The 22,075-nt window shown below is 60.5% G+C and carries 19 protein-coding genes and 1 rRNA gene; 7 read left to right on the top strand and 13 right to left on the bottom strand.

The window, feature by feature from the left end:
- A 5S ribosomal RNA gene (gene rrf / locus ACYAR8_RS13100) occupies positions 1–87 on the top strand; the annotation flags it as partial.
- Between the two features lie 114 nt (positions 88–201).
- On the opposite strand, the gene queD is transcribed toward rrf, so the two are convergent.
- Together queD and ACYAR8_RS13090 are read right to left on the bottom strand one after the other, a co-directional pair.
- Positions 202–558 (bottom strand): 6-carboxytetrahydropterin synthase QueD, encoded by a 357-nt coding sequence (gene queD, locus ACYAR8_RS13095; RefSeq protein WP_074893670.1) that lies wholly within the window; start codon positions 556–558, stop codon positions 202–204.
- 103 nt (positions 559–661) lie between these two features.
- Positions 662–1,744, bottom strand: a complete 1,083-nt coding sequence (locus ACYAR8_RS13090; RefSeq protein ID WP_463580100.1) for a patatin-like phospholipase family protein — start codon at positions 1,742–1,744, stop codon at positions 662–664.
- A 163-nt stretch (positions 1,745–1,907) separates the two neighbouring features.
- Between ACYAR8_RS13090 and ACYAR8_RS13085 the strand changes: the two genes are divergently transcribed.
- From ACYAR8_RS13085 to ACYAR8_RS13060, 6 genes are all read left to right on the top strand, one after another.
- A complete protein-coding gene (locus ACYAR8_RS13085; RefSeq protein WP_463580099.1) occupies positions 1,908–2,216 on the top strand; it encodes a PepSY domain-containing protein in 309 nt (102 codons plus the stop codon).
- Positions 2,216–2,545: a PepSY domain-containing protein gene (locus tag ACYAR8_RS13080; protein ID WP_074893664.1), complete on the top strand. Its 330-nt coding sequence runs from the start codon at positions 2,216–2,218 to the stop codon at positions 2,543–2,545. The genes ACYAR8_RS13085 and ACYAR8_RS13080 overlap by 1 nt, the downstream gene beginning before the upstream one ends.
- Positions 2,545–3,213: a response regulator transcription factor gene (locus ACYAR8_RS13075; RefSeq protein WP_074893662.1), complete on the top strand. Its 669-nt coding sequence runs from the start codon at positions 2,545–2,547 to the stop codon at positions 3,211–3,213. The genes ACYAR8_RS13080 and ACYAR8_RS13075 overlap by 1 nt, the downstream gene beginning before the upstream one ends.
- The gene (locus ACYAR8_RS13070) at positions 3,210–4,568 is read left to right on the top strand and encodes an ATP-binding protein (RefSeq protein ID WP_463580098.1); all 1,359 of its coding nucleotides are present in this window, start codon (positions 3,210–3,212) and stop codon (positions 4,566–4,568) included. Before ACYAR8_RS13075 ends, ACYAR8_RS13070 begins: the two co-directional genes overlap by 4 nt.
- A gap of 82 nt (positions 4,569–4,650) precedes the next feature.
- Positions 4,651–6,330, top strand: a complete 1,680-nt coding sequence (locus ACYAR8_RS13065; protein ID WP_074893672.1) for a methyl-accepting chemotaxis protein — start codon at positions 4,651–4,653, stop codon at positions 6,328–6,330.
- Between the two features lie 142 nt (positions 6,331–6,472).
- A complete protein-coding gene (locus ACYAR8_RS13060) occupies positions 6,473–7,537 on the top strand; it encodes an AI-2E family transporter (protein ID WP_074893658.1) in 1,065 nt (354 codons plus the stop codon).
- Positions 7,538–8,312: 775 nt separating this feature from the next.
- Here the strand turns inward: ACYAR8_RS13060 and nuoN are convergent.
- The 11 genes from nuoN to nuoC form a co-directional block, all read right to left on the bottom strand.
- Positions 8,313–9,770 (bottom strand): NADH-quinone oxidoreductase subunit NuoN, encoded by a 1,458-nt coding sequence (nuoN, locus tag ACYAR8_RS13055; protein ID WP_074892029.1) that lies wholly within the window; start codon positions 9,768–9,770, stop codon positions 8,313–8,315.
- A gap of 7 nt (positions 9,771–9,777) precedes the next feature.
- On the bottom strand, positions 9,778–11,310 hold the full coding sequence (gene nuoM, locus ACYAR8_RS13050) for an NADH-quinone oxidoreductase subunit M (protein WP_108122799.1): 1,533 nt from the start codon (positions 11,308–11,310) through the stop codon (positions 9,778–9,780).
- A 52-nt stretch (positions 11,311–11,362) separates the two neighbouring features.
- A complete protein-coding gene (gene nuoL / locus ACYAR8_RS13045; RefSeq protein ID WP_463580097.1) occupies positions 11,363–13,210 on the bottom strand; it encodes an NADH-quinone oxidoreductase subunit L in 1,848 nt (615 codons plus the stop codon).
- Positions 13,207–13,518 carry an NADH-quinone oxidoreductase subunit NuoK gene (gene nuoK, locus ACYAR8_RS13040; protein WP_065989117.1) on the bottom strand — a complete coding sequence of 104 codons (312 nt, stop codon included), beginning with the start codon at positions 13,516–13,518 and terminating at the stop codon, positions 13,207–13,209. The genes nuoL and nuoK overlap by 4 nt, the downstream gene beginning before the upstream one ends.
- 4 nt (positions 13,519–13,522) lie before the next feature.
- Positions 13,523–14,023 carry an NADH-quinone oxidoreductase subunit J gene (nuoJ, locus tag ACYAR8_RS13035; RefSeq protein WP_037008804.1) on the bottom strand — a complete coding sequence of 167 codons (501 nt, stop codon included), beginning with the start codon at positions 14,021–14,023 and terminating at the stop codon, positions 13,523–13,525.
- Between the two features lie 9 nt (positions 14,024–14,032).
- Positions 14,033–14,581 carry an NADH-quinone oxidoreductase subunit NuoI gene (nuoI, locus tag ACYAR8_RS13030; RefSeq protein WP_037008808.1) on the bottom strand — a complete coding sequence of 183 codons (549 nt, stop codon included), beginning with the start codon at positions 14,579–14,581 and terminating at the stop codon, positions 14,033–14,035.
- An 11-nt stretch (positions 14,582–14,592) separates the two neighbouring features.
- Entirely contained in the window at positions 14,593–15,582 is a 990-nt protein-coding gene (nuoH, locus tag ACYAR8_RS13025; protein ID WP_037008811.1) for an NADH-quinone oxidoreductase subunit NuoH, read from the bottom strand.
- Positions 15,579–18,290 carry an NADH-quinone oxidoreductase subunit NuoG gene (nuoG, locus tag ACYAR8_RS13020; protein WP_463580096.1) on the bottom strand — a complete coding sequence of 904 codons (2,712 nt, stop codon included), beginning with the start codon at positions 18,288–18,290 and terminating at the stop codon, positions 15,579–15,581. Before nuoG ends, nuoH begins: the two co-directional genes overlap by 4 nt.
- Positions 18,291–18,424: 134 nt before the next feature.
- Complete coding sequence (gene nuoF, locus ACYAR8_RS13015; RefSeq protein WP_074892021.1) at positions 18,425–19,783, bottom strand: NADH-quinone oxidoreductase subunit NuoF; 1,359 nt, start codon at positions 19,781–19,783, stop codon at positions 18,425–18,427.
- On the bottom strand, positions 19,780–20,277 hold the full coding sequence (gene nuoE / locus ACYAR8_RS13010) for an NADH-quinone oxidoreductase subunit NuoE (RefSeq protein WP_093466804.1): 498 nt from the start codon (positions 20,275–20,277) through the stop codon (positions 19,780–19,782). The genes nuoF and nuoE overlap by 4 nt, the downstream gene beginning before the upstream one ends.
- A gap of 2 nt (positions 20,278–20,279) precedes the next feature.
- A complete protein-coding gene (gene nuoC / locus ACYAR8_RS13005; protein ID WP_463580095.1) occupies positions 20,280–22,061 on the bottom strand; it encodes an NADH-quinone oxidoreductase subunit C/D in 1,782 nt (593 codons plus the stop codon).
- Between the last annotated feature and the right edge of the window lie 14 nt (positions 22,062–22,075).

Genomic DNA, 22,075 nt, shown 5'->3' with positions numbered 1-22,075 from the left:
TGATCCCATCCCGAACTCAGCAGTGAAACGATGCATCGCCGATGGTAGTGTGGGGTTTCCCCATGTGAGAGTAGGTCATCGTCAAGATTAAATTCCAAAACCCCATTTGCGTAAGCAGATGGGGTTTTGTTTTTGTGCGCGAAAAAACAAAGTTTCTCGCAAAAAAACCACCCGGTAGGGTGGTCTTCAATTTAGCGCTGATCAGTCACCGCGATACACGCAACCGCTGGTGCATGTCTCGTGAATCCGTATGGCGGACAACTCGGGCAGCAGCGGCTTCAACTCTTTCCAGATCCACTTCACCAATACTTCGCTGGTAGGGTTCTCGAGGCCTGGGATGTCGTTCAGATAGTTATGGTCCAGCCGCTCGTACAGAGGTTTGAAGATGGTTTTGATCTCAGAGAAATCGCGAATCCAGCCTGTATGCGGATCCGGTTCGCCCTGCAGATAGATCGCTACACGGAACGAGTGACCGTGCAGACGCCCGCACTTGTGTCCGTCCGGCACGTGAGGGAGTCGGTGAGCTGACTCGAACGTAAATTCTTTAAAAATTTCCACGGTGATATAAGCCTTAAGAAGTGGCGCTCGCTTGCGCGATAAATGCAAGCTCCGAGTTTATCAGTAATGGTTTGGCGAGCGACAGGCAGACCTGACCACCTCGTTAAACCAAGGGCTCCAGCCGTTGACCGAGACGGCCGTTGTCGACGAGCTCCAGAAACTCATCCCCCAGCCGCTGACTGCTTTCCATTGCAGTACGCCAGTAGCGTTGCCGATCCTTATCCCTTCCCACGAACCGTTTGAAGTCGCTTCGATCAGGCAGCTTGCCGTAGGGCAGCGTAGCCAGGTACGCGTTTGAGGGAGCCAGCAGCACCACGTCTTGAAGCCGAGTCTGGTCGCCTCTGCGCCAGGGCAGTGCCTTGTCAAACCATCCCGGAATGATTTTGTCGGTGAAGTGCGGATACAGCACGATGTCGCTTCCGCTGTATGGAAGGTCCAGATGGTAGTCGAGCAGGCCGCCGTCGCGGAACATCCCTGCGCCGACACCAGGTATCTCGGCAACGCCCTCCATGATCATCGGAATGGAGCCTGACGCCAGCAATGCCTGGCGCAGGTTCGATGTGTCCAGTGGCAAGCAGCAGGATGGGAAGTCTGTCAGTGGCAGAAGGGGAGGGAGGAGACGGGGGTCGTGCATGACCAGCCGTTCGAAATGCCGCGACAGGCGTGCGCGTCCGAGCAGGTTATCAGCGATGACGGCCCCCAGCCCCAGGCTCAGCCCTGTCCGATGATCCCGGGCAAGCAAGCCATGACTTTTGACGATCATCACGTTGAGTCGGTAATGGGCATTCGCCAGGACGTGCGCATCATCCGCTTGTAGAAGCGCATCGAGCATCGTCACGCAGCTGCGGGTGACCTGTGCCATCGTCACGCCTTTGGCGAAACTCTGCTCGTTGTACAGGCGCCCAAGTCGCTGGATACCTGCTACCGGGTCCGGCAGGCATGCGCTCGCAAATCGCCAAGAACCGATGGAAGCGCCAATCAACGAGCGCTCCCTTTGAGCGCGGGGCAGCCATTCGCCGAACAGCGCCAGATCCAGGCCCTGAATGCCCAGTGCTTTAGGACCACCCGCCGCGCCAGGGATGATGCCGACATCTATCGGAGATAGGCCCTGCTCCCTGATCCGCGTCATCGCACGCCTGCCAGCCTTGATAGTCAATGACGGGTATTTGATGTGAATGTTGCTCATGGCCCCTCCGGAGTTGGACAGGGGCGAAGTATATCGTGGGCCCCGTTTTCAGCCACTGGACGCACAACGGGTAGTGGCACGTAGCCAGATAAATTCAGCTTCAATTAAGTTCGCCCGTTTAAGGTGGGTCCCGTAAACAAACAGACCCCTACGGAGATCCACCATGAAAATCCTGACTGCCTTTATCGCTGCCACTGCACTCACTCTTACAGCCGGTTATGTCCAAGCTCGGGATTTAGGTCCGGATGAGGCGCTGAAATTGCGCGATGCAGGTACTATTCAATCCTTTGAAAAACTTAACGCCGTCGTCTTGGCCAAGCATCCGAAATCCACCATCACCGACACCGAACTGGAACAGGAATATGGCAAATACGTTTACCAGATCGAATTGCGCGACGCGCAAGGTGTGGAGTGGGACGTTGAAGTCGACGCCGTCAGCGGGCAAATCCTCAAAGACCATCAGGACACCTGATGATCGCCAGTAAGCGTCCCGTCAAACGTTTCGTTTACTGTCTGGTGGCCGCTTGTGCGGTCGCCTCGAGCGTTGCGTGCCTGGCTCGTGACCTGAATCAGGACGAGGTACTCGAGTTGCGCAGGAAAGGCGTGATTATGCCGCTTGAGCAGTTCATCGATCAGGCACTGGGACGTTACCCCGGCTCCAAGCTGCTTCAAGCCGAACTGGAGGAAAAACACGGTGTGCTGGTATATGAGATCGAGCTTCTCACCGCCGATCATGTCGTGCGCGAGCTGAAATTCGATGCCGGTGACAGCCGCCTGTTGCAAGACAAGGAAGACGATTGATGCGTTTGTTATTGGTTGAGGATCACGTCCCCCTGGCGGACGAGCTCATCAGTACGCTGGGCAGGCAGGGCTATGCGATCGACTGGCTGACCGACGGCCGCGACGCCATTCATCAAGGTGCCACCGAGCCTTACGACCTGATCGTGCTTGATCTCGGTCTGCCGGGCGTTCCCGGGCTTGAGGTCCTGCAGAAGTGGCGCTCCGGCGGGTTGTCCACGCCGGTCCTTATTCTGACCGCACGGGCGTCCTGGGCCGAGCGCATCGAGGGCCTCAAGGCCGGCGCTGACGACTATCTGACCAAACCCTTTCATCCAGAAGAGCTGCAGCTGCGCATCCAGGCGCTGCTTCGCCGTGTCCGAGGTCTGGTCAACCAACCGAAACTCGAAGCCGCAGGCCTCCATCTGGATGAAGGGCGCCAGTGCGTCAGTCGCGGGGAGGAAGACATTCAACTAACGGCGGCGGAGTTTCGCCTGCTGCGTTATTTCATGCTGCACCCCGGGCAGATTCTCTCCAAGAGCCACTTGGCCGAGCATCTCTATGATGGGGAGAACGAACGTGACTCGAACGTCATCGAGGTCCACGTCAATCATTTGCGCCGCAAGCTTGGACGGGCCGTGGTCGAGACGCGGCGCGGGCAGGGCTATCGTTTTGCCGGAACAGGCGAGTGAGGTCGATTCAGCGACGCTTGAGCCTGGGCCTGATCAGCGTGCTGCTGATTATAGGGCTGGTCCTGGCGCAGACCAGCCTGTGGTTGTTTGAAGTCGGCTTGCAGCGTTATCTCGAGTCCGGCCTGCGCAATGAAAGCGAGCTGCTGCTGGTTGCGCTGGTACGCGGCCCGGACGGCCTGCAGCTTGATGAGCATCGGCTGTCGCCCGGCTACCAGCGACCCTATTCCGGGCACTATTTCCGGATTGATTTCGACCAGGGGCATTGGCGCTCGCGCTCGCTGTGGGATCTGGAACTGCCGCATCCCGGGCAGCCCGGCCTGCATGCCGACCTTGCGCTGGAAAAAACCGATCAATCGCTGTTGTTGCTGCACACCGACTACCGCAAGTTCGGGCAGACCATCTCTATCACCGTCGCTCAGGACTACACCCCGGTGCGAGACAGTTTTGCACTGGTCCAGCGCATCGGTCTCGGGTTAGGGCTGATGGCCCTGATCTTGATTCTGGTGTTGCAGCGCGTCACCGTTCGCCGCGCCTTGCGCCCCTTGGAAAGGGCCAGAGAACAGATTTTCCAGTTGCAACAAGGGCAGCGCTCGCAACTTGATGAGCGAGTGCCGGTGGAACTCGAGCCCTTGGTCGCGCAGATCAATCATCTGCTGGCTCACACCGAGGACAGTCTCAAGCGCTCCCGCAATGCCCTTGGCAACCTGGGCCACGCGCTGAAGACGCCGCTGGCCGTGCTAATGAGTCTGGCCGAAGGTGACAAGCTCGCGGGCCACCCGCACGTGCGCGAGACCCTGCGCGATCAATTGCATCACATTCAGCAGCGTCTTGAGCGTGAGCTTAATCGTGCGCGGTTGTCAGGCGATGCTTTGCCGGGCGCGCGGTTTGATTGCGCTGCGGAGATACCCGGGCTGTTCTCCACATTGCGGATGATTCATGGCGAGCACCTGGAGCTGAGCAGCCAGATCGCTGCGCAACTGTTCCTGCCTTGGGATCGCGAAGACATTCTAGAGTTGCTGGGCAACATCATGGACAACGCCTGCAAGTGGGCCGACAGCCAGGTTAGCCTGACCATTGCAAAAGGCGCTGACGGCTACTGCCTGTTGATTGACGACGATGGTCCGGGCATCCCTGTGCACCATCGCGATGAAGTGATTGGCCGTGGCAATCGTCTGGACGAGCAGGTGACCGGCCACGGTCTGGGCCTCGGCATCGTCAAGGACATCGTCGAGGCGTGGGGCGGGCGCATTCAGTTGCTGGACAGCCCCATGGGCGGGCTGCAAGTGCGCATTGACCTGCCCGAGCGACTCAGCCCGCAACTGCCGGGGACCGAAAGCGCCCGTCAACTCTCGTGACCTCAACTTTTCGTGCGCCGGGCCGTTAACCGTAAAGGAATCCCGACGGCTCAACGCACAAAAACAAAGGGTCATGACTGCTATGCGGCTAAATCTAAAAGCCAAGGTACTTTCGCTCGCGGTGCTCCCGGTATTGGTGTTCGCACTGATCATCAGCGCCAGCACCGTCATCATGCTGCGTGAACAGGGCAAGCGCGAAGTCGAGGAAACCCGCCAGCACCTGCTCGCGGAGGCCAAAGCCACGTTGCAAAGTTACGTAGCTGTCGCGCTGGGCACCATCAAACCGCTGTATGACGCCTCGGCCCCGGGTGACATGGAGGCCCGCGCGCAAGTCATCAAAATGCTCTCTCAGGTCACCTACGCCAAGGACGGGTACTTCTTCGGCTACGACTCTCAGGCGGTGCGGCTGTTCAAGGGCAACAGTCCGGACGGCATCGGCAAGAGCTTCAAGGACGCCCGCGATCCAAAAGGCGTTTTCGTCAATGCCGGCCTCGTTGACGTGGCAAAAGCGGGTACTCATTACCTGGAGTACTCCTCCGCGCTGCCCGGTTCAAGCGAGCTGGTGCCCAAACTGGGTTACACCGAATACCTGCCGAAATGGGACATGGCTTTCGGGTCGTCGATCAACCTGGACAACATCGATGCCAAAGTCATGGAGCTGCAGAAGAATGTCTCCGAGCGCCGGCAGAACATGCTTGTCAGTATCATCGGCATCACCCTGCTGGTATTGGTGATCATCGCGGCGGCGGGCTTCTGGATTGCGGGCGGTATCCTGCGGCCGTTGCGCCTGATGAAAGCCAACCTTGACGACATCGCCGCCGGTGAAGGTGATCTGACCCAGCGTCTGGCGGTGACCTCCCAGGACGAACTGGGCGATCTGGCCGGGTCGTTTAACCGCTTCGTCGAGAAGATCCACGGGCTGGTCCGGCAGATCGCCGAGATGACCTCACAGCTGACTGGCCTGGTGGGTGAAGTGACCGACCAGGCGCAGCGCTCGGAGCAGGCTATGGAGCGTCAGCGTCACGAGACCGATCAGGTGGCTACGGCGATTAATCAGATGTCCGCGGCGGCGCAGGAAGTCGCGAAAAGCGCGCAAGGTGCCTCGGTCGCCGCGCAGCAGACCGATGCCGAAGGTCAGGCCGCCAAGCGTGTGGTCGAAGGCAGCATCCAGCAGATTCACGCGCTGGTGAACGACATCCGTGACAGCGGAACTTCACTGGACAGCCTGCAGAATGACGTGTCGTCCATCGTCGGCGTGCTCGGGGTGATTCGTTCCATCGCCGATCAAACCAACCTGCTGGCACTCAACGCCGCTATCGAAGCTGCGCGTGCCGGGGAAGCGGGTCGCGGGTTCGCAGTGGTGGCGGATGAGGTGCGTGCGCTGGCCAGCCGCACGCAGCAAAGCACCCAGGAAATTCAAGGCATGATCGACCGCTTGCAGCAGGGCACCCAAGGCGCGGTGCAGGCGATGAAACGTTCGAGCGAGGCCGGCGACGGGACTTCCGCTCGCGCCAACGAGGCCGGCGCGTCGCTGGACACCATCGGTCAACTGATCGGCACGATCAACGCGATGAACGCGCAGATTGCCAGCGCCGCAGAAGAGCAGACGGCCGTTGCGGAAGAGATCAATCGCAGCGTCCATCAGATCGCCGTGGCGGTCGAAAGCGTGGCCGATGAAACCCGCCACAGCGCCTCCACGTCGCGCAACCTCACGGAGCTGAATCAGCGCCTCGGCCAGTTGGTCCGGCAGTTCAGGATCTAGTCTTGAATGGCGGGTCTTGCGCAGGGCCCGCCGCTTGCGCCTCTTCCATCTGCCCTGCACATCAGGCGCGGCACTCCTGCGGTGATTGACGGACTAAGCATCAGGCCGTGTGCTCGACGCGGCTTAATGACATGGAAGAAACATGAACGAAACCGCGCTGCAAAATAAAACCCTATTGCTGTTGCTGGTGCTGGTCACCATCGCGTTCATCTGGATTCTGCTGCCGTTCTACGGCGCGGTGTTCTGGGCGGTGATCCTCGGCATCATCTTCGCGCCACTGCAACGCCGTTTGCTGGCCCGCTTTGGCTGGCAGCGCAACCTGACGTCCCTTTGCACGCTCATGATCTGTCTGGTCATCGCGATTCTGCCGGTGATTGTCATCGCGGCGTTGATGGTTCAGGAAGGGGCGACGCTTTACAAGAATGTGGAAAGTGGTCAGCTCGACATCGCCAAGTACCTGGCTGAATTCAAAGTGCTATTGCCGCCCTATGTGCAGCATTGGCTTGATCGTCTGGGCATGGGAGATTTCAACGGTCTGCGCGACAAGATCGCCAAGAGCGCGATGCAGGGCAGCAACTACCTGGCCACCCAGGCGTTCAGCTTTGGGCAGGGTACATTCGATTTCGTTGTCAGCTTTTTCATCATGCTCTACCTGCTGTTCTTCTTCCTGCGCGACGGCCAGGAGCTCACCCGCAAGATCCGCATCGCGATTCCGCTGGCCGAGCCTCAGAAAAGGCGCTTGCAGTTGAAGTTCACCCGTGTGGTTCGCGCGACGGTGAAGGGCAATATTGTGGTGGCGGTGACCCAAGGCGCATTGGGCGGGTTTATTTTCTGGGCACTGGATATCCCGAGCGCTTTGCTCTGGGCAGTGATGATGGCGTTTCTGTCGCTGCTACCGGCAGTGGGGGCGGGGATTGTCTGGGCGCCGGTTGCGCTGTATTTCCTGCTCAGCGGGATGATCTGGCAGGGCGTGGTATTGGGGCTGTTCGGGGTGTTTGTGATCGGGCTGGTGGATAACGTGTTGCGTCCGATCCTGGTGGGCAAAGATACGCGGATGCCCGATTACCTGATTCTGATTTCGACGTTGGGCGGGATGGCTGTGTTCGGGCTGAACGGGTTTGTGATAGGGCCGATGGTGGCGGCGTTGTTTATGTCGACGTGGGCGTTGTTTACCGGCGACAAAAAAACCGTTCGATTGCCCGGTTGATTGTTGTTGCAAGATCAAGAGCGTCTGCCTAAGGGCAGACATTTCGCCTTCGGCGAGTTACTTGGAAAAGCACCCCAAGTAACCAAAGGGGCCTGCTCCTGGCTAGGCCCCTCGTTCCTCGGGGTTCCTTCACTCCGGTCTCGCTCCGTGGGCCCGCGCCGAACGGACATCCATGTCCTGACGGCGCTCTCGCCGCATCCATGCGGCTCGACCCACTCCGCGAGACCTCCGTTCAGCCTGCACCCAAGTCGCGATGGGTGTCGTCTGGAATTCCTGCGTAGGAAGATCAACGGCAACTGCAACGGCATCTGCGGCCTGCTTGTTCGAGGAAAGTCCTTGGCGTGATGAAGATCCTCTGTAGGAGCGCGCTTGCCCGCGAATTGCGGTGGGTCAGCGGCATCTGTGTGGCTGACAGGATGCCATCGCGGGCAAGCGCGCTCCTACAGTGAATGTGCATGCGGTCAGTGGGACCGGCTTTAGCCGGGAAGCCTTTGATCTGCTCTTGATCTTCCTGCGCAAAAATTTCAGACACCGCCCATCGCGACTTTGGTGCAGGCCGAACGCAGGCCCACGGAGCGTCGTCGAAGTGAGGGAACCCTGACGAAGGAAGGGCCAAACCAGGAGCAGGCACTTTTGCTTACTTTTGGTGCTTTTCAAAAGTAAGTCGCCGAAGGCGAAACGATCTGCCGTTAGGTAGATGCTCTTGATCCTCTAAAATCCAAAGCCATAAAAAAACCCTGCTCGGGAGCAGGGTTTTTTGTGCATCACTCAACCATCACAAACCAGCATGGCCCACCAGGGTCAGCAGCGGTTGCGGGTAGACGCCCAGGAAGAACGCCAACAGCGTAATCCCCAACAGCATCACGCCACCTGCACGCTGCGCCCAGTTGAACGGGGCGTCGTGGCGCTGGATCTTCGAGTCTTGCAGATACAACGTCACCATCACACGCAGGTAATAGAACACGCCGATGGCGCTACCCACGACCAGCGAACCGGTCAGCCACCACAGATGCGCTTCGACGCCTGTTGCGATGATGTAGAACTTGCCGATGAAGCCAGTCGTCAGCGGGATACCCGCCAGCGACAGCATCATCACGGTCAACACCGCCGTCAGGTACGGACGACGCCAGAACAGACCGCGGTATTCAAACATCGCGTCGGCATCGCGGCCGCTGTAAGGCGAGGACATCAACGTGACCACTCCGAACGCGCCCAGGCTGGTCAGCACGTAGGTGACCAGATAAACGTTGATCGCCTCGACCGCCATGCCCTTGCTCGCCACCATCGCGATCATCAGGTAACCGAAGTGCGCGATCGACGAATAACCCAGCAGACGCTTGAGGTTGTTCTGCGTCAGGGCCAGCAGGTTACCGACCAGGATCGACGCCACGGCGATGACCGACATCACGTCCGTCAGCACGCCACTGGTGGCCGCCGGCGAGATCTGGAACAGGCGAACCAGCACGCCGAACACCGCGACCTTGCTGGCGGTGGCAAGGAAAGCCGCTACCGGGGCAGGGGCGCCTTCGTACACGTCCGGTGTCCACAAGTGGAACGGCACTAGCGACAGTTTGAAGCCCAGCCCCACCAGCATCATGCCCAGACCCAGGCTGGCGATCGGGCTTGGCATACCGGTGGCCGCGATGGCCTTGCCGATCTCGCTGAAACCCAGACTGCCGGATTCGGCATAGAGCAGCGCCATACCGAACAGCAGAAAAGCCGAGCCAGCCGCCGACAGCACCATGTACTTGATGCCGCCTTCCAGCGAACGCTTGTTGAAGAACGCGTAAGCCACCAGACCGTAGACCGGCACCGACAGCAGTTCCAGACCGATGAACAGGCTCGCCAGGTGTTGCGCGGCGACAAGCACCAAGCCACCGGCCGCAGCCATCAGGATCAGCAGGTAAAGCTCTTCGCGGTTGCCCGGATAACCTGCCTTGCCTTCACCCAGATAGGCGTGGGCCAGGGTGACGCAGGCCAGGGTCGACACCAGGATAATGCCCATGTAGAGGCAGGCGAAGCTGTCGATTTGCAGCAATGGAGTGACCACCAGTGGCGCAACTTTCAGCGCCGGGTAGATGGACAGCAGAGCCAGGTTGAGTCCCGCTACCGTCAGCAGGAATGATTGCGAGTGATTGCGACGCCATGCGATGCCCAGCATCACCACCACAATGGTGATGCTGGTAATCAGCAGCGGCGCCAGCGCAATAAAGTGTTGAATCGTCAGGTCCATAGCGCTCTTACCGGGCCGAAGCGAGTTGAGTGAAGGCGGTGCCGAGCCATTGCTGCACGCCATGCATGGTCGCCGAGGAGGTGTCGAGAATCGGTTGCGGGTACACGCCCAGCAGAATCAGCAACACCGCCAGACCCAGCACCATGATCAATTCCCGACCGTCCATGCCTTTATAGACCGCGTCGGATTTGGCCGGGCCGAAGTAGGCGCGGTGGATCATGATCAGCGAGTAGACAGAACCGAACACCAGACCGGAGGTGGCGATGGCGGTGATCCACGGCGCGCTGACAAAGCTGCCGATCAGGATCAGGAATTCACCGACGAAGTTACCGGTGCCCGGCAGGCCGAGCGACGCGGCGGCGAAGAACAGGCTGATGGCCGGCAGGTACGCGATCTTGCTCCACAGGCCACCCATTTCACGCATGTCCCGGGTGTGCAGACGCTCGTACAACTGGCCGCTGAGGATAAACAGCGCGGCAGCCGACAGGCCGTGAGCGAGCATCTGAACGACGACGCCTTGCAGCGCCTGCTGGCTACCGGAGTAGATGCCGATCAGCACGAAGCCCATGTGCGAAACGCTGGAAAACGCGATCAGGCGCTTGATGTCGGTCTGGGCGAAGGCCAGGAAGGCACCGTAGAAGATACCGATCAGGCCCAGCACCATGGCGATTGGCGCGAACTCGGCCGAGGCATTCGGGAACAGCGGCAGGGCAAAACGCAGCAGACCATACGCAGCGGTCTTCAACAGGATGCCCGCCAGGTCCACGGAACCGGCGGTCGGCGCCTGGGCGTGAGCGTCAGGCAACCAGGAGTGCAGCGGCACGATCGGCAGCTTCACCGCGAAAGCGATGAAGAAGCCCAGCATCAGGATGTATTCGGTGCCGTGGGACAGCTTGGTTTTCAGCAGGTCGGCGTAACCGAAGGTGATCACGCCGGTCTGGTTGAAGTGCACCAGCACCAGACCGAGGATCGCCACCAACATGATCAGGCCGCTGGCCTGAGTGAAGATGAAGAACTTGGTCGCTGCGTAGATCCGGGTCTTCTTGCCGTCCGCCGAACTGTGACCCCAGAGCGCGATGAGGAAGTACATCGGCACCAGCATCATTTCCCAGAAGAAGAAGAACATGAACAGGTCGATGGCGAGGAACACGCCGACGACACCGCCCAGGATCCACATCAGGTTCAGGTGGAAGAAGCCGACGTTACGCTGGATCTCTTTCCACGAGCAGAGTACCGAGAGGATACCCAGCAGGCCGGTCAACAGAATCATCAGCAGGGACAGGCCATCGAGGGCCAAGTGCACGCTGATGCCGAAGCGCTGAATCCACTGGAGCTTGAACTCAAGGGCCCAGGTCGGATCGGCGCCCGGAGCCGGAGCATAGGTAAACGTACCGGTGCTCCAGACCCACAGGCCCAGAATCGTCTCGAGAGACATAGTCAACAGCGCAATCCAGCGCGGCAGGGTAGGGCCGAAGCGCTCACCTTGCCAGCACAGCAGGCCGCCGATGAAGGGGATCAGGATTAGCCAAGGCAGAATCATGACGGGCTCAATTCCTTTCGCAAAGTCGCAAGGTTCATGTCAGATCGACTCATCAGACCAGCACAATCGCGCCGAGTACCAGTACGGCACCTGCGGCGATCGAAGCGGCGTACCAGCGGAGCTGACCGGTTTCGGTGCGGGTCATCAAGCCGTTGCCAGCTTTGACCAGACGCGGAATCAGGCCGATTGTGTGGTCGAGCGGATCGCTACGCAGGAGGCGACTGATTGCCAGGTAAGGTTTGACGAACAGCACGTCATACACCCAGTCGAAGCCCCAGGCCGCGAACCACCATGCGGACAGGAAACGACCCGGGCCGCTGTTGGCAATGGCAGTGGCCAGACGGCGCTTGCCGAGGAACAGCACCGCCGCCAGCAGAATACCGGCCAGAGCGATGGCGCCCGAGGCGATTTCCAGGCTGTGCTTGGCTTCGCCGCCCGCATGACCGGCGCTCTCCGGCAACACGCCTGCCAGTGGCGGATGAATCCAGGCGCCGATGAAGGTCGACAGCACGATCAGCACACCCAACGGCAGCCAGTGGGAAATCCCGTGGCCGGCGTGGGCCTCGGTCTTCGCTTCGCCGTGGAAGGCGATGAAGATCAGGCGGAAGGTGTACAGCGAGGTCATGAACGCGCCGACCAGACCTGCGTACAGCAGATACTGATGACCGCTGGCGAAGGCTTCCCAGAGGATTTCGTCCTTGGAATAGAAGCCCGCCGTGACCAGCGGCAAGGCCGACAGCGCCGCGCCGCCGACGATGAAGCTGGCGTAGGCCAGTGGCAGTTTCTTCCACAGGCCGCCCATCTTGAAGATGTTCTGCTCGTGGTGGCAGGCAACGATTACCGCACCGGACGCGAGGAACAGCAGCGCCTTGAAGAAGGCGTGGGTCATCAGGTGGAAAATCGCGCCGTCCCATGCACCCACACCCAGCGCCAGGAACATGTAGCCGATCTGGCTCATGGTCGAGTAGGCGAGGATACGTTTGATGTCGGTCTGCACCAGTGCGGCGAAACCCGCCAGTACCAGGGTCACGCCGCCGACGATGCCAACCAGATGCAGGATGTCCGGCGCCAGGATGAACAGGCCATGGGTCCGGGCGATCAGGTATACGCCCGCGGTTACCATGGTTGCGGCATGGATCAGTGCCGACACCGGGGTAGGACCGGCCATTGCGTCTGCCAGCCAGGTTTGCAGCGGCAGTTGCGCGGATTTACCGACCGCACCGCCCAGCAGCATCAGCGTGGCCAGCACAATCCAGAAATCGCCGACCTTGAAGTGCTGTGGTGCGCGAACCAGCAATTCCTGAATGTTCAGCGTGCCCAGTTGCTGGAACAAAATGAACAGGCCGATGGCCATGAACACGTCGCCGATGCGGGTCACGATGAAAGCTTTCAGCGCGGCGTTGCCGTTGTTGCGGTTGCTGTAATAGAAACCGATCAACAGGTACGAGCACAGGCCCACGCCTTCCCAACCGAAGTAGATGAACAGCAGGTTGTCGCCCAGGATCAGGAACAACATGCTGGCAATGAACAGGTTGGTGTAGGCGAAGAAGCGCGAGTAGCCGTCTTCACCGCGCATGTACCACGAGGCGAACAGGTGAATGAGGAAGCCGACGCCGACCACCACACCGAGCATGGTGATGGACAGGCCATCGACATACAGGGCGAAGTTGGGTTCGAAGCCGTCCACCGACATCCAGCGCCACAGCACCATGGTCAGGTGACCGCCTTCCGGTGGTGAGACGTTGAATTGCCAGATCACGTAAGCGGCCACGATGGCCGACAGGCCAATGGAGCCAACGCCGATCAGGGCTGAAAGGTTTTCCGACCATTTGCCGCGGGAAAACGACAGCAGCAGGAAACCGATCAGGGGGAATACGAAAGTCAGAAAGAGTAGGTTCATCCGCGCATCTCGCTGGCAGCGTCGATATCGAGCGTGTGGAAGCGGCGATACAGTTGCAGCAGGATCGCCAGGCCAATACTGGCCTCGGCTGCCGCAAGGCTGATCACCAGAATGAACATGATCTGGCCGTCAGGCTGTGCCCAACGGCTGCCCGCGACCACAAAGGCCAGCGCGGCTGCGTTCATCATGATTTCCAGACTCATCAACACGAACAGAATGTTGCGGCGTACCAACAGGCCCGCCAGGCCGAGGCAGAACAGGATGCCGGCGACCGCCAGACCATGTTCCAGAGGGATTGCTGAGTTCATGGCTTTACTCCTTCGCCTCGTTGCGGCCGACATGGAACGCCGTCACGGCTGCCGCAAGCAGCAGCATCGAGGCGAGTTCGACAACCAGCAGGTAAGGGCCGAACAGGCTGATGCCGACCGCCTTGGCGTCCACCGTGGTGTGACCGATGGAAGCGCCGGTGGAGTTGGCGAACAGCACGTAAATCAACTCCGCCAGCAGCAGGCCGCCCAGCAGAATCGGGCCGAGCCAGATGCCGGGTTTGAGCCAGGCGCGTTCTTGTTGAACCGAGGCCGGGCCCAGGTTCAGCATCATCACCACGAAGACGAACAGCACCATGATGGCGCCCGCATAAGCGATGACTTCAAGGGCACCGGCGAACGGCGCGCCGAGGCTGAAGAAAGTCATGGCCACGGCGATCAGCGAAATGATCAGGTAGAGCAGGGCGTGCACCGGGTTCGTGTTGGTGATCACCCGAAGGGTGGCCACCACAGCGATGCCGGATGCGAAATAGAAAGCGAATTCCATCTTTCTTCCTTAAGGCAGCAAGCTCTTGACGTTGATGGGCTGGGCTTCGTTCTGTGCATCGCCTTTCGGCTTGCCGGCGATGGCCATCCCCGCAACGCGGTAGAAGTTGTAATCAGGGTTCTTGCCGGGGCCGGAGATCAGCAGATCTTCCTTCTCGTACACGAGATCCTGACGTTTGAACTCGGCCATCTCGAAATCCGGTGTCAGCTGGATCGCGGTGGTCGGGCAAGCTTCCTCACACATGCCGCAGAAGATGCAACGCGAGAAATTGATGCGGAAGAACTCCGGGTACCAACGACCGTCGTCGGTCTCGGCCTTCTGCAGCGAGATGCAACCCACCGGGCAGGCCACGGCGCACAGGTTGCAGGCCACGCAGCGTTCTTCGCCGTCGGGGTCGCGGGTCAGGACGATGCGGCCACGGTAGCGGGGCGGCAGATACACCTGCTCTTCCGGATATTGCAGGGTGTCACGCTTACGGAAGCCATGGCCGAAGACCATGATCAGGCTGCGTAGCTGGGTACCCGTACCCTTAACGATGTCGCCAATATATTTGAACATGGGTCAAATCCTCACTGAGCCGCCAGGACGACCGCAGCGGTCACCAGCAAATTGATCAGGGTCAGTGGCAAGCAGAACTTCCAGCTGAAATCCATCACCTGGTCATAACGCGGACGAGGGATCGAAGCACGCAACAGGATGAACAGCATGATGAAGAACGCGGTTTTCAGGGCAAACCACATGAACGACAGTTGCGGCAGGATATCGAACGGGCCGTGCCAGCCGCCGAAGAACAAGGTCACCAGCAGCGCCGAGATCAGGATGATGCCGATGTACTCACCGACGAAGAACATGCCCCACTTCATGCCGGCGTATTCAATGTGGTAACCGTCGGCCAGTTCCTGTTCCGCTTCCGGCTGGTCGAACGGGTGACGGTGAGTCACGGCGACGCCAGCGATGAAGAAGGTACAGAAGCCAAAGAACTGCGGAATGATGAACCACAGGTGATCGGCCTGGTACTTGACGATGTCGCCCATGTTGAACGAACCGACCTGCACCACGATGCCCATCAGCGACAGGCCGAGGAACACTTCGTACGACACGGTCTGCGCCGAGGCACGCAAGCTGCCCAGCAGGGCGTACTTGTTGTTCGATGACCAACCGGCGAACAGCACCGCATAAACCGACAGACCGGCCATGGCGAAGAAGAACAGCAGGCCGATGTTCAGGTCGGCGACCACCCAGGTCTGGGTCACCGGGATGACCGAGAACGCGATCAACAGCGCGCTCATGGCCACCACCGGCGCCAGGGTGAAGATCACCCGGTCGACGAAGGGCGGGTTCCAGTCCTCTTTAAAGAACATCTTCAGCATGTCGGCAGCGATCTGGAACATGCCGAACGGCCCGACGCGGTTCGGCCCGTAACGGTCCTGCCACCAGCCCAACAGACGGCGTTCGACGAAACTGAGCAGCGCGCCGCAGACCACCACGGCGAGCAGCACCACGATGGCCTTGACGACAGCGATGATCGAGTCGATCACTTCAGGGGTGAACCAGGTCATTGAGCGGCCTCCTGCACTGCATCAACGGTTTTGCCGAACAGCGCCGGAGGAATACCGGCCAGACCGGACGGCAGCGCCACCAGGCCTGCGCCCAGTTCTTCGCTGATGCGCAGCGGCAGACGCAGGGTCTGGCCAGCCACGCTCAGGCTGAGCAAGGCGCCTTCGTTGACACCCAGACGGTCCGCTTCGGACTTGGCCAGCGCCACATAGGCCTGGGGAATGCGCTCTTGAACCGGCGCGGCTTTGGAGGAGGTTTCTTCGCTGCCGAACAGGTGATAGAACGGTACTACCTGCCAGGTCCCTTGTGCAGGGGAGAAGGCACGCGGCACGTTGGCGAACCAGCCCAGCTTGTCGCCGCTGCTTTCGATCAGGCGCACGCCTGGATCGCCAGCACGCAAGTGACCGCCGACTTCGTCCTGAAACTTGTTCCAGGCCTGTGGCGAGTTCCAGCCCGGCGACCAGGCAAACGGCACCTGCGAACGCGGTTCGGCAGAGCCCGAGTAGCCTTCCATCGAGAACGCGAACGCGGTGTCGATGTCCTGCGGCATACGCGGTTCGTGCACGCTGATGTTGGCGCGCATGGCGGTCCGGCCGCTGTAACGCAGCGGTTCGCGAGCCAGTTTCAAACCCTTGATGCGGAAGGACGCAGACGGCGCGGCACCGACAATGCCGGCCAGTTGCGGATTGCTCGCAGCGCAGGCAGCGGTGACGTGGTCAAGCTGAGTCCAGTCAACCGGCTGATTCAACAGGGTGGCGCGCAGGGCATGCAGCCAGCGCCAGCCTTCGTGAACCAGAATGCTCGCGTCCAGATACGTCGGGTCGAACACCTGGAAGAAGCGCTGGGCGCGGCCTTCCTGGCTGACCAGCGTACCGTCGCCTTCGGCGAAGCTTGCGGCCGGCAGCACCAGATGCGCGCGGTCGGTGGTCGCGGTCTTTTGATGATCGGCCACAATCACCACTTTGGCAGCCTTCAATGCAGCCTCGACCGTCGCAGCGTCAACCCGCGTGAACAGATCGTTTTCCAGCACGACGATAGCGTCGGCCTGGCCCGAAATCACGGCCTGCAGTGCAGCGTCGACCGAGTCGCCACCGAACAGGGTCAAGCCCATGCTGTTGGCTTCCGGCACGATCAGGCTCAGGGAGCCATTCTTCTCGCGCAGCTTCAAGGCTTTGGCGATGTTCGCCGCCGCTTCGATCAGCGCGTTCGAGCCCAGCGAGGCGCCGGACACGATCAGCGGGCGTTTGGCTTCGAGCAGAGCGGCAGCAATGCGCTCGGCCAGCGCCAGCGCTTCGCTGTCCAGACCGACAACGGCCGGGGCACTCGGGTCGATGGCGTGGGCCACGGCGAAACCGATGCGCGCCAGATCATCGGGCGCAGCGTGCACGCATTCTTCGGCGATATCGTCGAGGCGGGTGTCGGTCAGGCTGGCGATGAACAGCGGGTTCATCTCGTGCTGGCCGATGTTCTTCACTGCAGCGTCGAGCCATGGCTGGACTTTCATCGCAGCGGCCATGTCTTCGGCTTTGTTTTTCACCGACTGACGCAGGCCGAGGGCCATGCGTGCAGCGGTCTGGGTGACGTCTTCGCCGAGGATGAACACGGCGTCGTGCTCTTCGATTTCACGCATCGTCGGGATCGGCAGCGGGCTGTCTTTCAGCACCTGAGCGATCAGACGCAAACGCTCCAGCTCACCGGCTTCGATGCCCGAGTAGAAGTGCTCGGCACCGACCAGCTCGCGCAGGGCGAAGTTGCTTTCCAGGCTGGCACGCGGCGAGCCGATGCCGACGATATTGCGCCCGCGCAGCAGGTCAGCCGCTTTATCCAGCGCAGCGTCGAGGCCCAGCTTGATGCCTTCGGCCAGCGGCTGGCGTGGACGGTCGGTACGGTTGACGTAGCCATAACCGAAACGGCCACGGTCGCAGAGGAAGTACTGGTTCACCGAACCGTTGTAGCGGTTCTCGATACGGCGGATTTCACCATAACGCTCGCCCGGGCTGATGTTGCAGCCGCTTGAGCAACCGTGGCAGATGCTCGGCGAAAACTGCATGTCCCATTTCCGGTTGTAGCGCTCGGAGTGGGTCTTGTCGGTGAAAACACCGGTCGGGCAGACCTCGGTGAGGTTGCCGGAGAACTCGCTTTCCAGGGTGCCGTCTTCAACGCGACCGAAGTACACGTTGTCGTGGGCGCCGAACACGCCGAGGTCTGTACCGCCGGCGTAGTCTTTATAGAAACGCACGCAGCGATAGCAGGCGATGCAGCGGTTCATCTCGTGTGCGATGAACGGCCCCAGTTCCTGATTCTGGTGGGTGCGTTTGGTAAAGCGATAGCGGCGCTCGTTGTGGCCGGTCATCACCGTCATGTCCTGCAAATGACAGTGACCGCCTTCCTCGCAGACCGGGCAGTCGTGCGGGTGGTTCGTCATCAGCCATTCGACGACACTGGCGCGAAACGCCTTGGATTCATCGTCTTCGATGGAGATCCAGGTGTTGTCAGTGGCGGGTGTCATGCAGGACATGACGATGCGACCACGGGTGTCGTTCTCGTCGGTGTACTGCTTGACCGCGCACTGGCGACAGGCGCCAACACTGCCAAGTGCCGGATGCCAGCAGAAATAAGGGATGTCGAGGCCCAGCGACAGACATGCCTGTAACAGGTTGTCTGCGCCATCGACTTCGAGCGCTTTGCCGTCTACGTGGATAGTGGCCATGGTTCAAAGTTCTTCGTTGGCCCGGTGTCAGCGGGCGTGGCTAATGGAATCTCGGTGCCATCCGACTCAAACAGCCTCGCGGCGTCGTCGGATGCAGGGAAGGCGGCCTTGTGGGCCACCAACCGTTTATCGTGTTATGCGCCGACCACGGTCGGACTGCTGACTTGAGTCAGGCTGCCCGGACGTGCCGGGGCGATGCCTGCTTCGAACTCAGACCGGAAATACTTGATCGCGGCGCCCAGCGGTTCCACGGCGCCCGGTGCGTGAGCACAGAACGTCTTGCCAGGGCCGAGGAAGTTAACCAGGCCCAGCAGCGTCTCGATATCGCCGGGTTGACCCTCGCCTTTTTCGATGGAACGCAGGATTTTCACGCTCCACGGCAAGCCGTCGCGGCACGGTGTGCAAAAGCCGCATGATTCCTGGGAGAAGAACTCTTCCAGGTTGCGCATCAGCGAGACCATGTTGACCTTGTCGTCAACCGCCATCGCCATGCCGGTGCCCATCCGCGTGCCCACCTTGGCGACACCGCCTGCATAGAACTGGCAATCCAGATGTTCGGGAAGCAGGAAGCCTGTGCCTGCCCCACCGGGTTGCCAGCACTTGAGCTTGAAGCCGTCACGCATGCCGCCCGCGTAGTCTTCGAACAACTCGCGCGCTGGCAAGCCGAATGGCAATTCCCACAGGCCTGGGTTTTTCACCTTGCCGGAGAAGCCCATGATCTTGGTGCCCATGTCTTCGCTGCCCGGACGCGCGATGGCTTTGTACCAATCGTTGCCGTTGTTAACGATGGCCGGCACGTTGCACAGGGTCTCGACGTTGTTCACGCAGGTCGGCTTGCCCCACACACCAACGGCGGCAGGGAAGGGCGGCTTGGAACGCGGGTTGGCGCGACGGCCTTCCAGGGAGTTGATCAGCGCGGTTTCTTCACCGCAGATGTAGCGCCCGGCGCCGGTGTGCACGATCAGCTCGAAATCAAAACCGGTGCCGAGGATATTCTTGCCCAGCAGGCCTGCAGCCTTGGCTTCAGCCACGGCACGGTTCAGATGCCTGGCGGCCGTCACGTATTCGCCGCGCAGGAAGATGTAACCGCGGTAGGCCTTCAGGGCGCGAGCACTGATCAGCATGCCTTCGATGAGCAGATGGGGCAGTTGCTCCATCAGCATGCGGTCCTTCCAGGTATTCGGCTCCATTTCATCGGCGTTACACAGCAGGTAACGGATGTTCATGGATTCGTCTTTGGGCATCAGCCCCCATTTCACGCCTGTGGGAAAGCCTGCGCCGCCACGGCCTTTGAGACCGGAGTCTTTAACGGCCTGGACGATTTCATCGGGCGACTGCGTGGCGAACGCTTTGCGCGCCGCTGCGTAGCCGTCTTTCTTCTGATATTCATCGAGCCACACCGGCTCGCCGTCATCGCGCAGACGCCAGGTCAGCGGATGGGTTTCCGGGGCGCGGGCGATCAGGTTGGCGGGGCCGAAGGAAGTGATGGTCATACGTAACCCTCCAGCAGCTGGGCGACGCCCGCAGGCTGCAGATTGCCGAAAGTATCGTCGTCGATCATGACCGCCGGCGCCTTGTCGCAGTTGCCCAGGCAGCAGGCCGGCAGCAGCGTGAAGCGGCCGTCGGCGGTGGTCTGACCCAGGCCGATGCCCAGCTTGCTCTGAATCTCGCCAACGATGTCTTCGTGGCCGGCGATGAAACAGACCATGCTGTTGCAGACGCGAATGATGTGGCGGCCTACCGGCTGACGGAAGATCTGGCTATAAAACGTCGCCACGCCTTCAACATCGCTGGCGGGGATACCCAGCACTTCGCCGATCGCATAGATGGCGCCGTCCGGTACCCAGCCGCGTTCCTTCTGGACGATTTTCAGGGCTTCGATGGACGCCGCGCGCGGGTCCTCGTAGTGATGCATTTCGTGCTCGATGGCCGAGCGCTCGGATTCGCTCAGGGCGAAACGGTCTGTCTGGATAAGCGTGCTGTTCATGCTTAGCGGTCCACGTCGGCCATAACGAAATCGATACTACCCAGGTACGCAATCAAGTCCGCGACCATGCTGCCTTTGATCACCGAAGGGATCTGCTGCAGGTGCGGGTAGCTTGGGGTGCGGATCCGGGTACGGTAGCTCATGGTGCCGCCGTCGCTCGTCAGGTAATAACTGTTGATGCCCTTGGTCGCCTCGATCATCTGGAAGGATTCGTTGGCCGGCATGACCGGGCCCCACGAGACCTGCAGGAAGTGCGTGATCAGGGTTTCGATGTGCTGCAGGGTGCGTTCTTTCGGCGGCGGCGTGGTCAGCGGGTGATCCGCCTTGTACGAGCCGGCCGGCATGTTGCGCATGCACTGCTCGATGATTTTCAGGCTCTGGCGCATCTCTTCAACGCGCACGATGCAGCGATCGTAGGCGTCGCCATCGTGGGCAAGGGGCACTTCGAATTCGAAGTTCTCGTAACCCGAATACGGACGCGCCTTGCGCAGGTCGAAGTCCAGACCGGTTGCCCGCAGGCTCGGACCGGTAACGCCCCATTCCAGCGCTTCCTTGGTGTTGTACGCGGCAACGCCGACGGTCCGACCTTTAAGAATGCTGTTCTGCAGCGCTGCCTTGGTGTATTCGTCCAGACGCTTGGGCATCCAGTCGATGAAGTCTTTAACCAGCTTCTCCCACCCGCGCGGCAGGTCGTGGGCGACACCGCCGATGCGGAACCATGCCGGGTGCAGACGGAAACCGGTGACGGCTTCGATCACGGTGTAAGCGCGCTGACGGTCAGTGAATGTGAAGAACACCGGGGTCATGGCGCCCACGTCCTGGATGTAGGTCCCCAGGAACAGTAGGTGGCTGGTGATGCGGAAGAACTCGGACATCATGATGCGAATGACGTTGACCCGATCCGGTACGGTGATGCCGGCCAGTTTCTCGACCGAGAGCACGTACGGCAGGTTGTTCATCACGCCGCCGAGGTAATCGATGCGGTCGGTGTACGGAATGTAGCTGTGCCAGGACTGGCGCTCGGCCATTTTCTCGGCGCCACGGTGGTGGTAACCGATGTCCGGCACGCAGTCGACGATCTCTTCGCCGTCCAGCTGCAGGATGATGCGGAACGCACCGTGGGCCGAAGGGTGGTTCGGGCCCAGGTTGAGGAACATGTAGTCCTCGTTGGTGCCGGAACGCTTCATGCCCCAGTCTTCCGGACGGAAACGCGCGGCTTCCTCTTCCAGCTGCTGCTTGGCAAGGGTCAGGCTGTAGGGGTCGAATTCAGTGGCGCGAGCCGGGAAGTCCTTGCGCAGCGGGTGACCTTCCCAGGTCGGCGGCATCATGATGCGGGTCAGGTGCGGGTGGCCCGGGAAGTCGATCCCGAACATGTCCCACACTTCACGCTCGTACCAGTTGGCGTTCGGCCAGATACCGGTCACGGTCGGCATGCTCAGGTCGCTTTCGGAGAGCGCGACCTTGATCATCACGTCACTGTTACGTTCTATCGACATCAGGTGATAGAACACGGTGAAGTCGGCATCCGGCAAACCGCGGCGCTTGGTACGCAGGCGTTCGTCGACGCCGTGCAGGTCGTAAAGCATCACGTACGGCTTGGGCATCTGACGCAGGAAGGTCAGGATTTCAATCAGCCGCGCACGTTGCACCCACAGCACAGGCATGCCAGTGACGGTGGACTGGGCGCTGAAGGCTTCAGCGCCAAAACGGTTATGGAGTTCAACGACGACTTCTTGGTCGTCAGCCTTGTGAGGCGGGATGTACAGAGCGGTGTCTGCAGTCATAGGTCTCGATCGCT

This window comes from Pseudomonas sp. HP_01, assembly GCF_055284355.1.
Note: the sequence above shows the minus strand (reverse complement) of the source record. Positions and strands in the feature narration are given on the sequence as shown.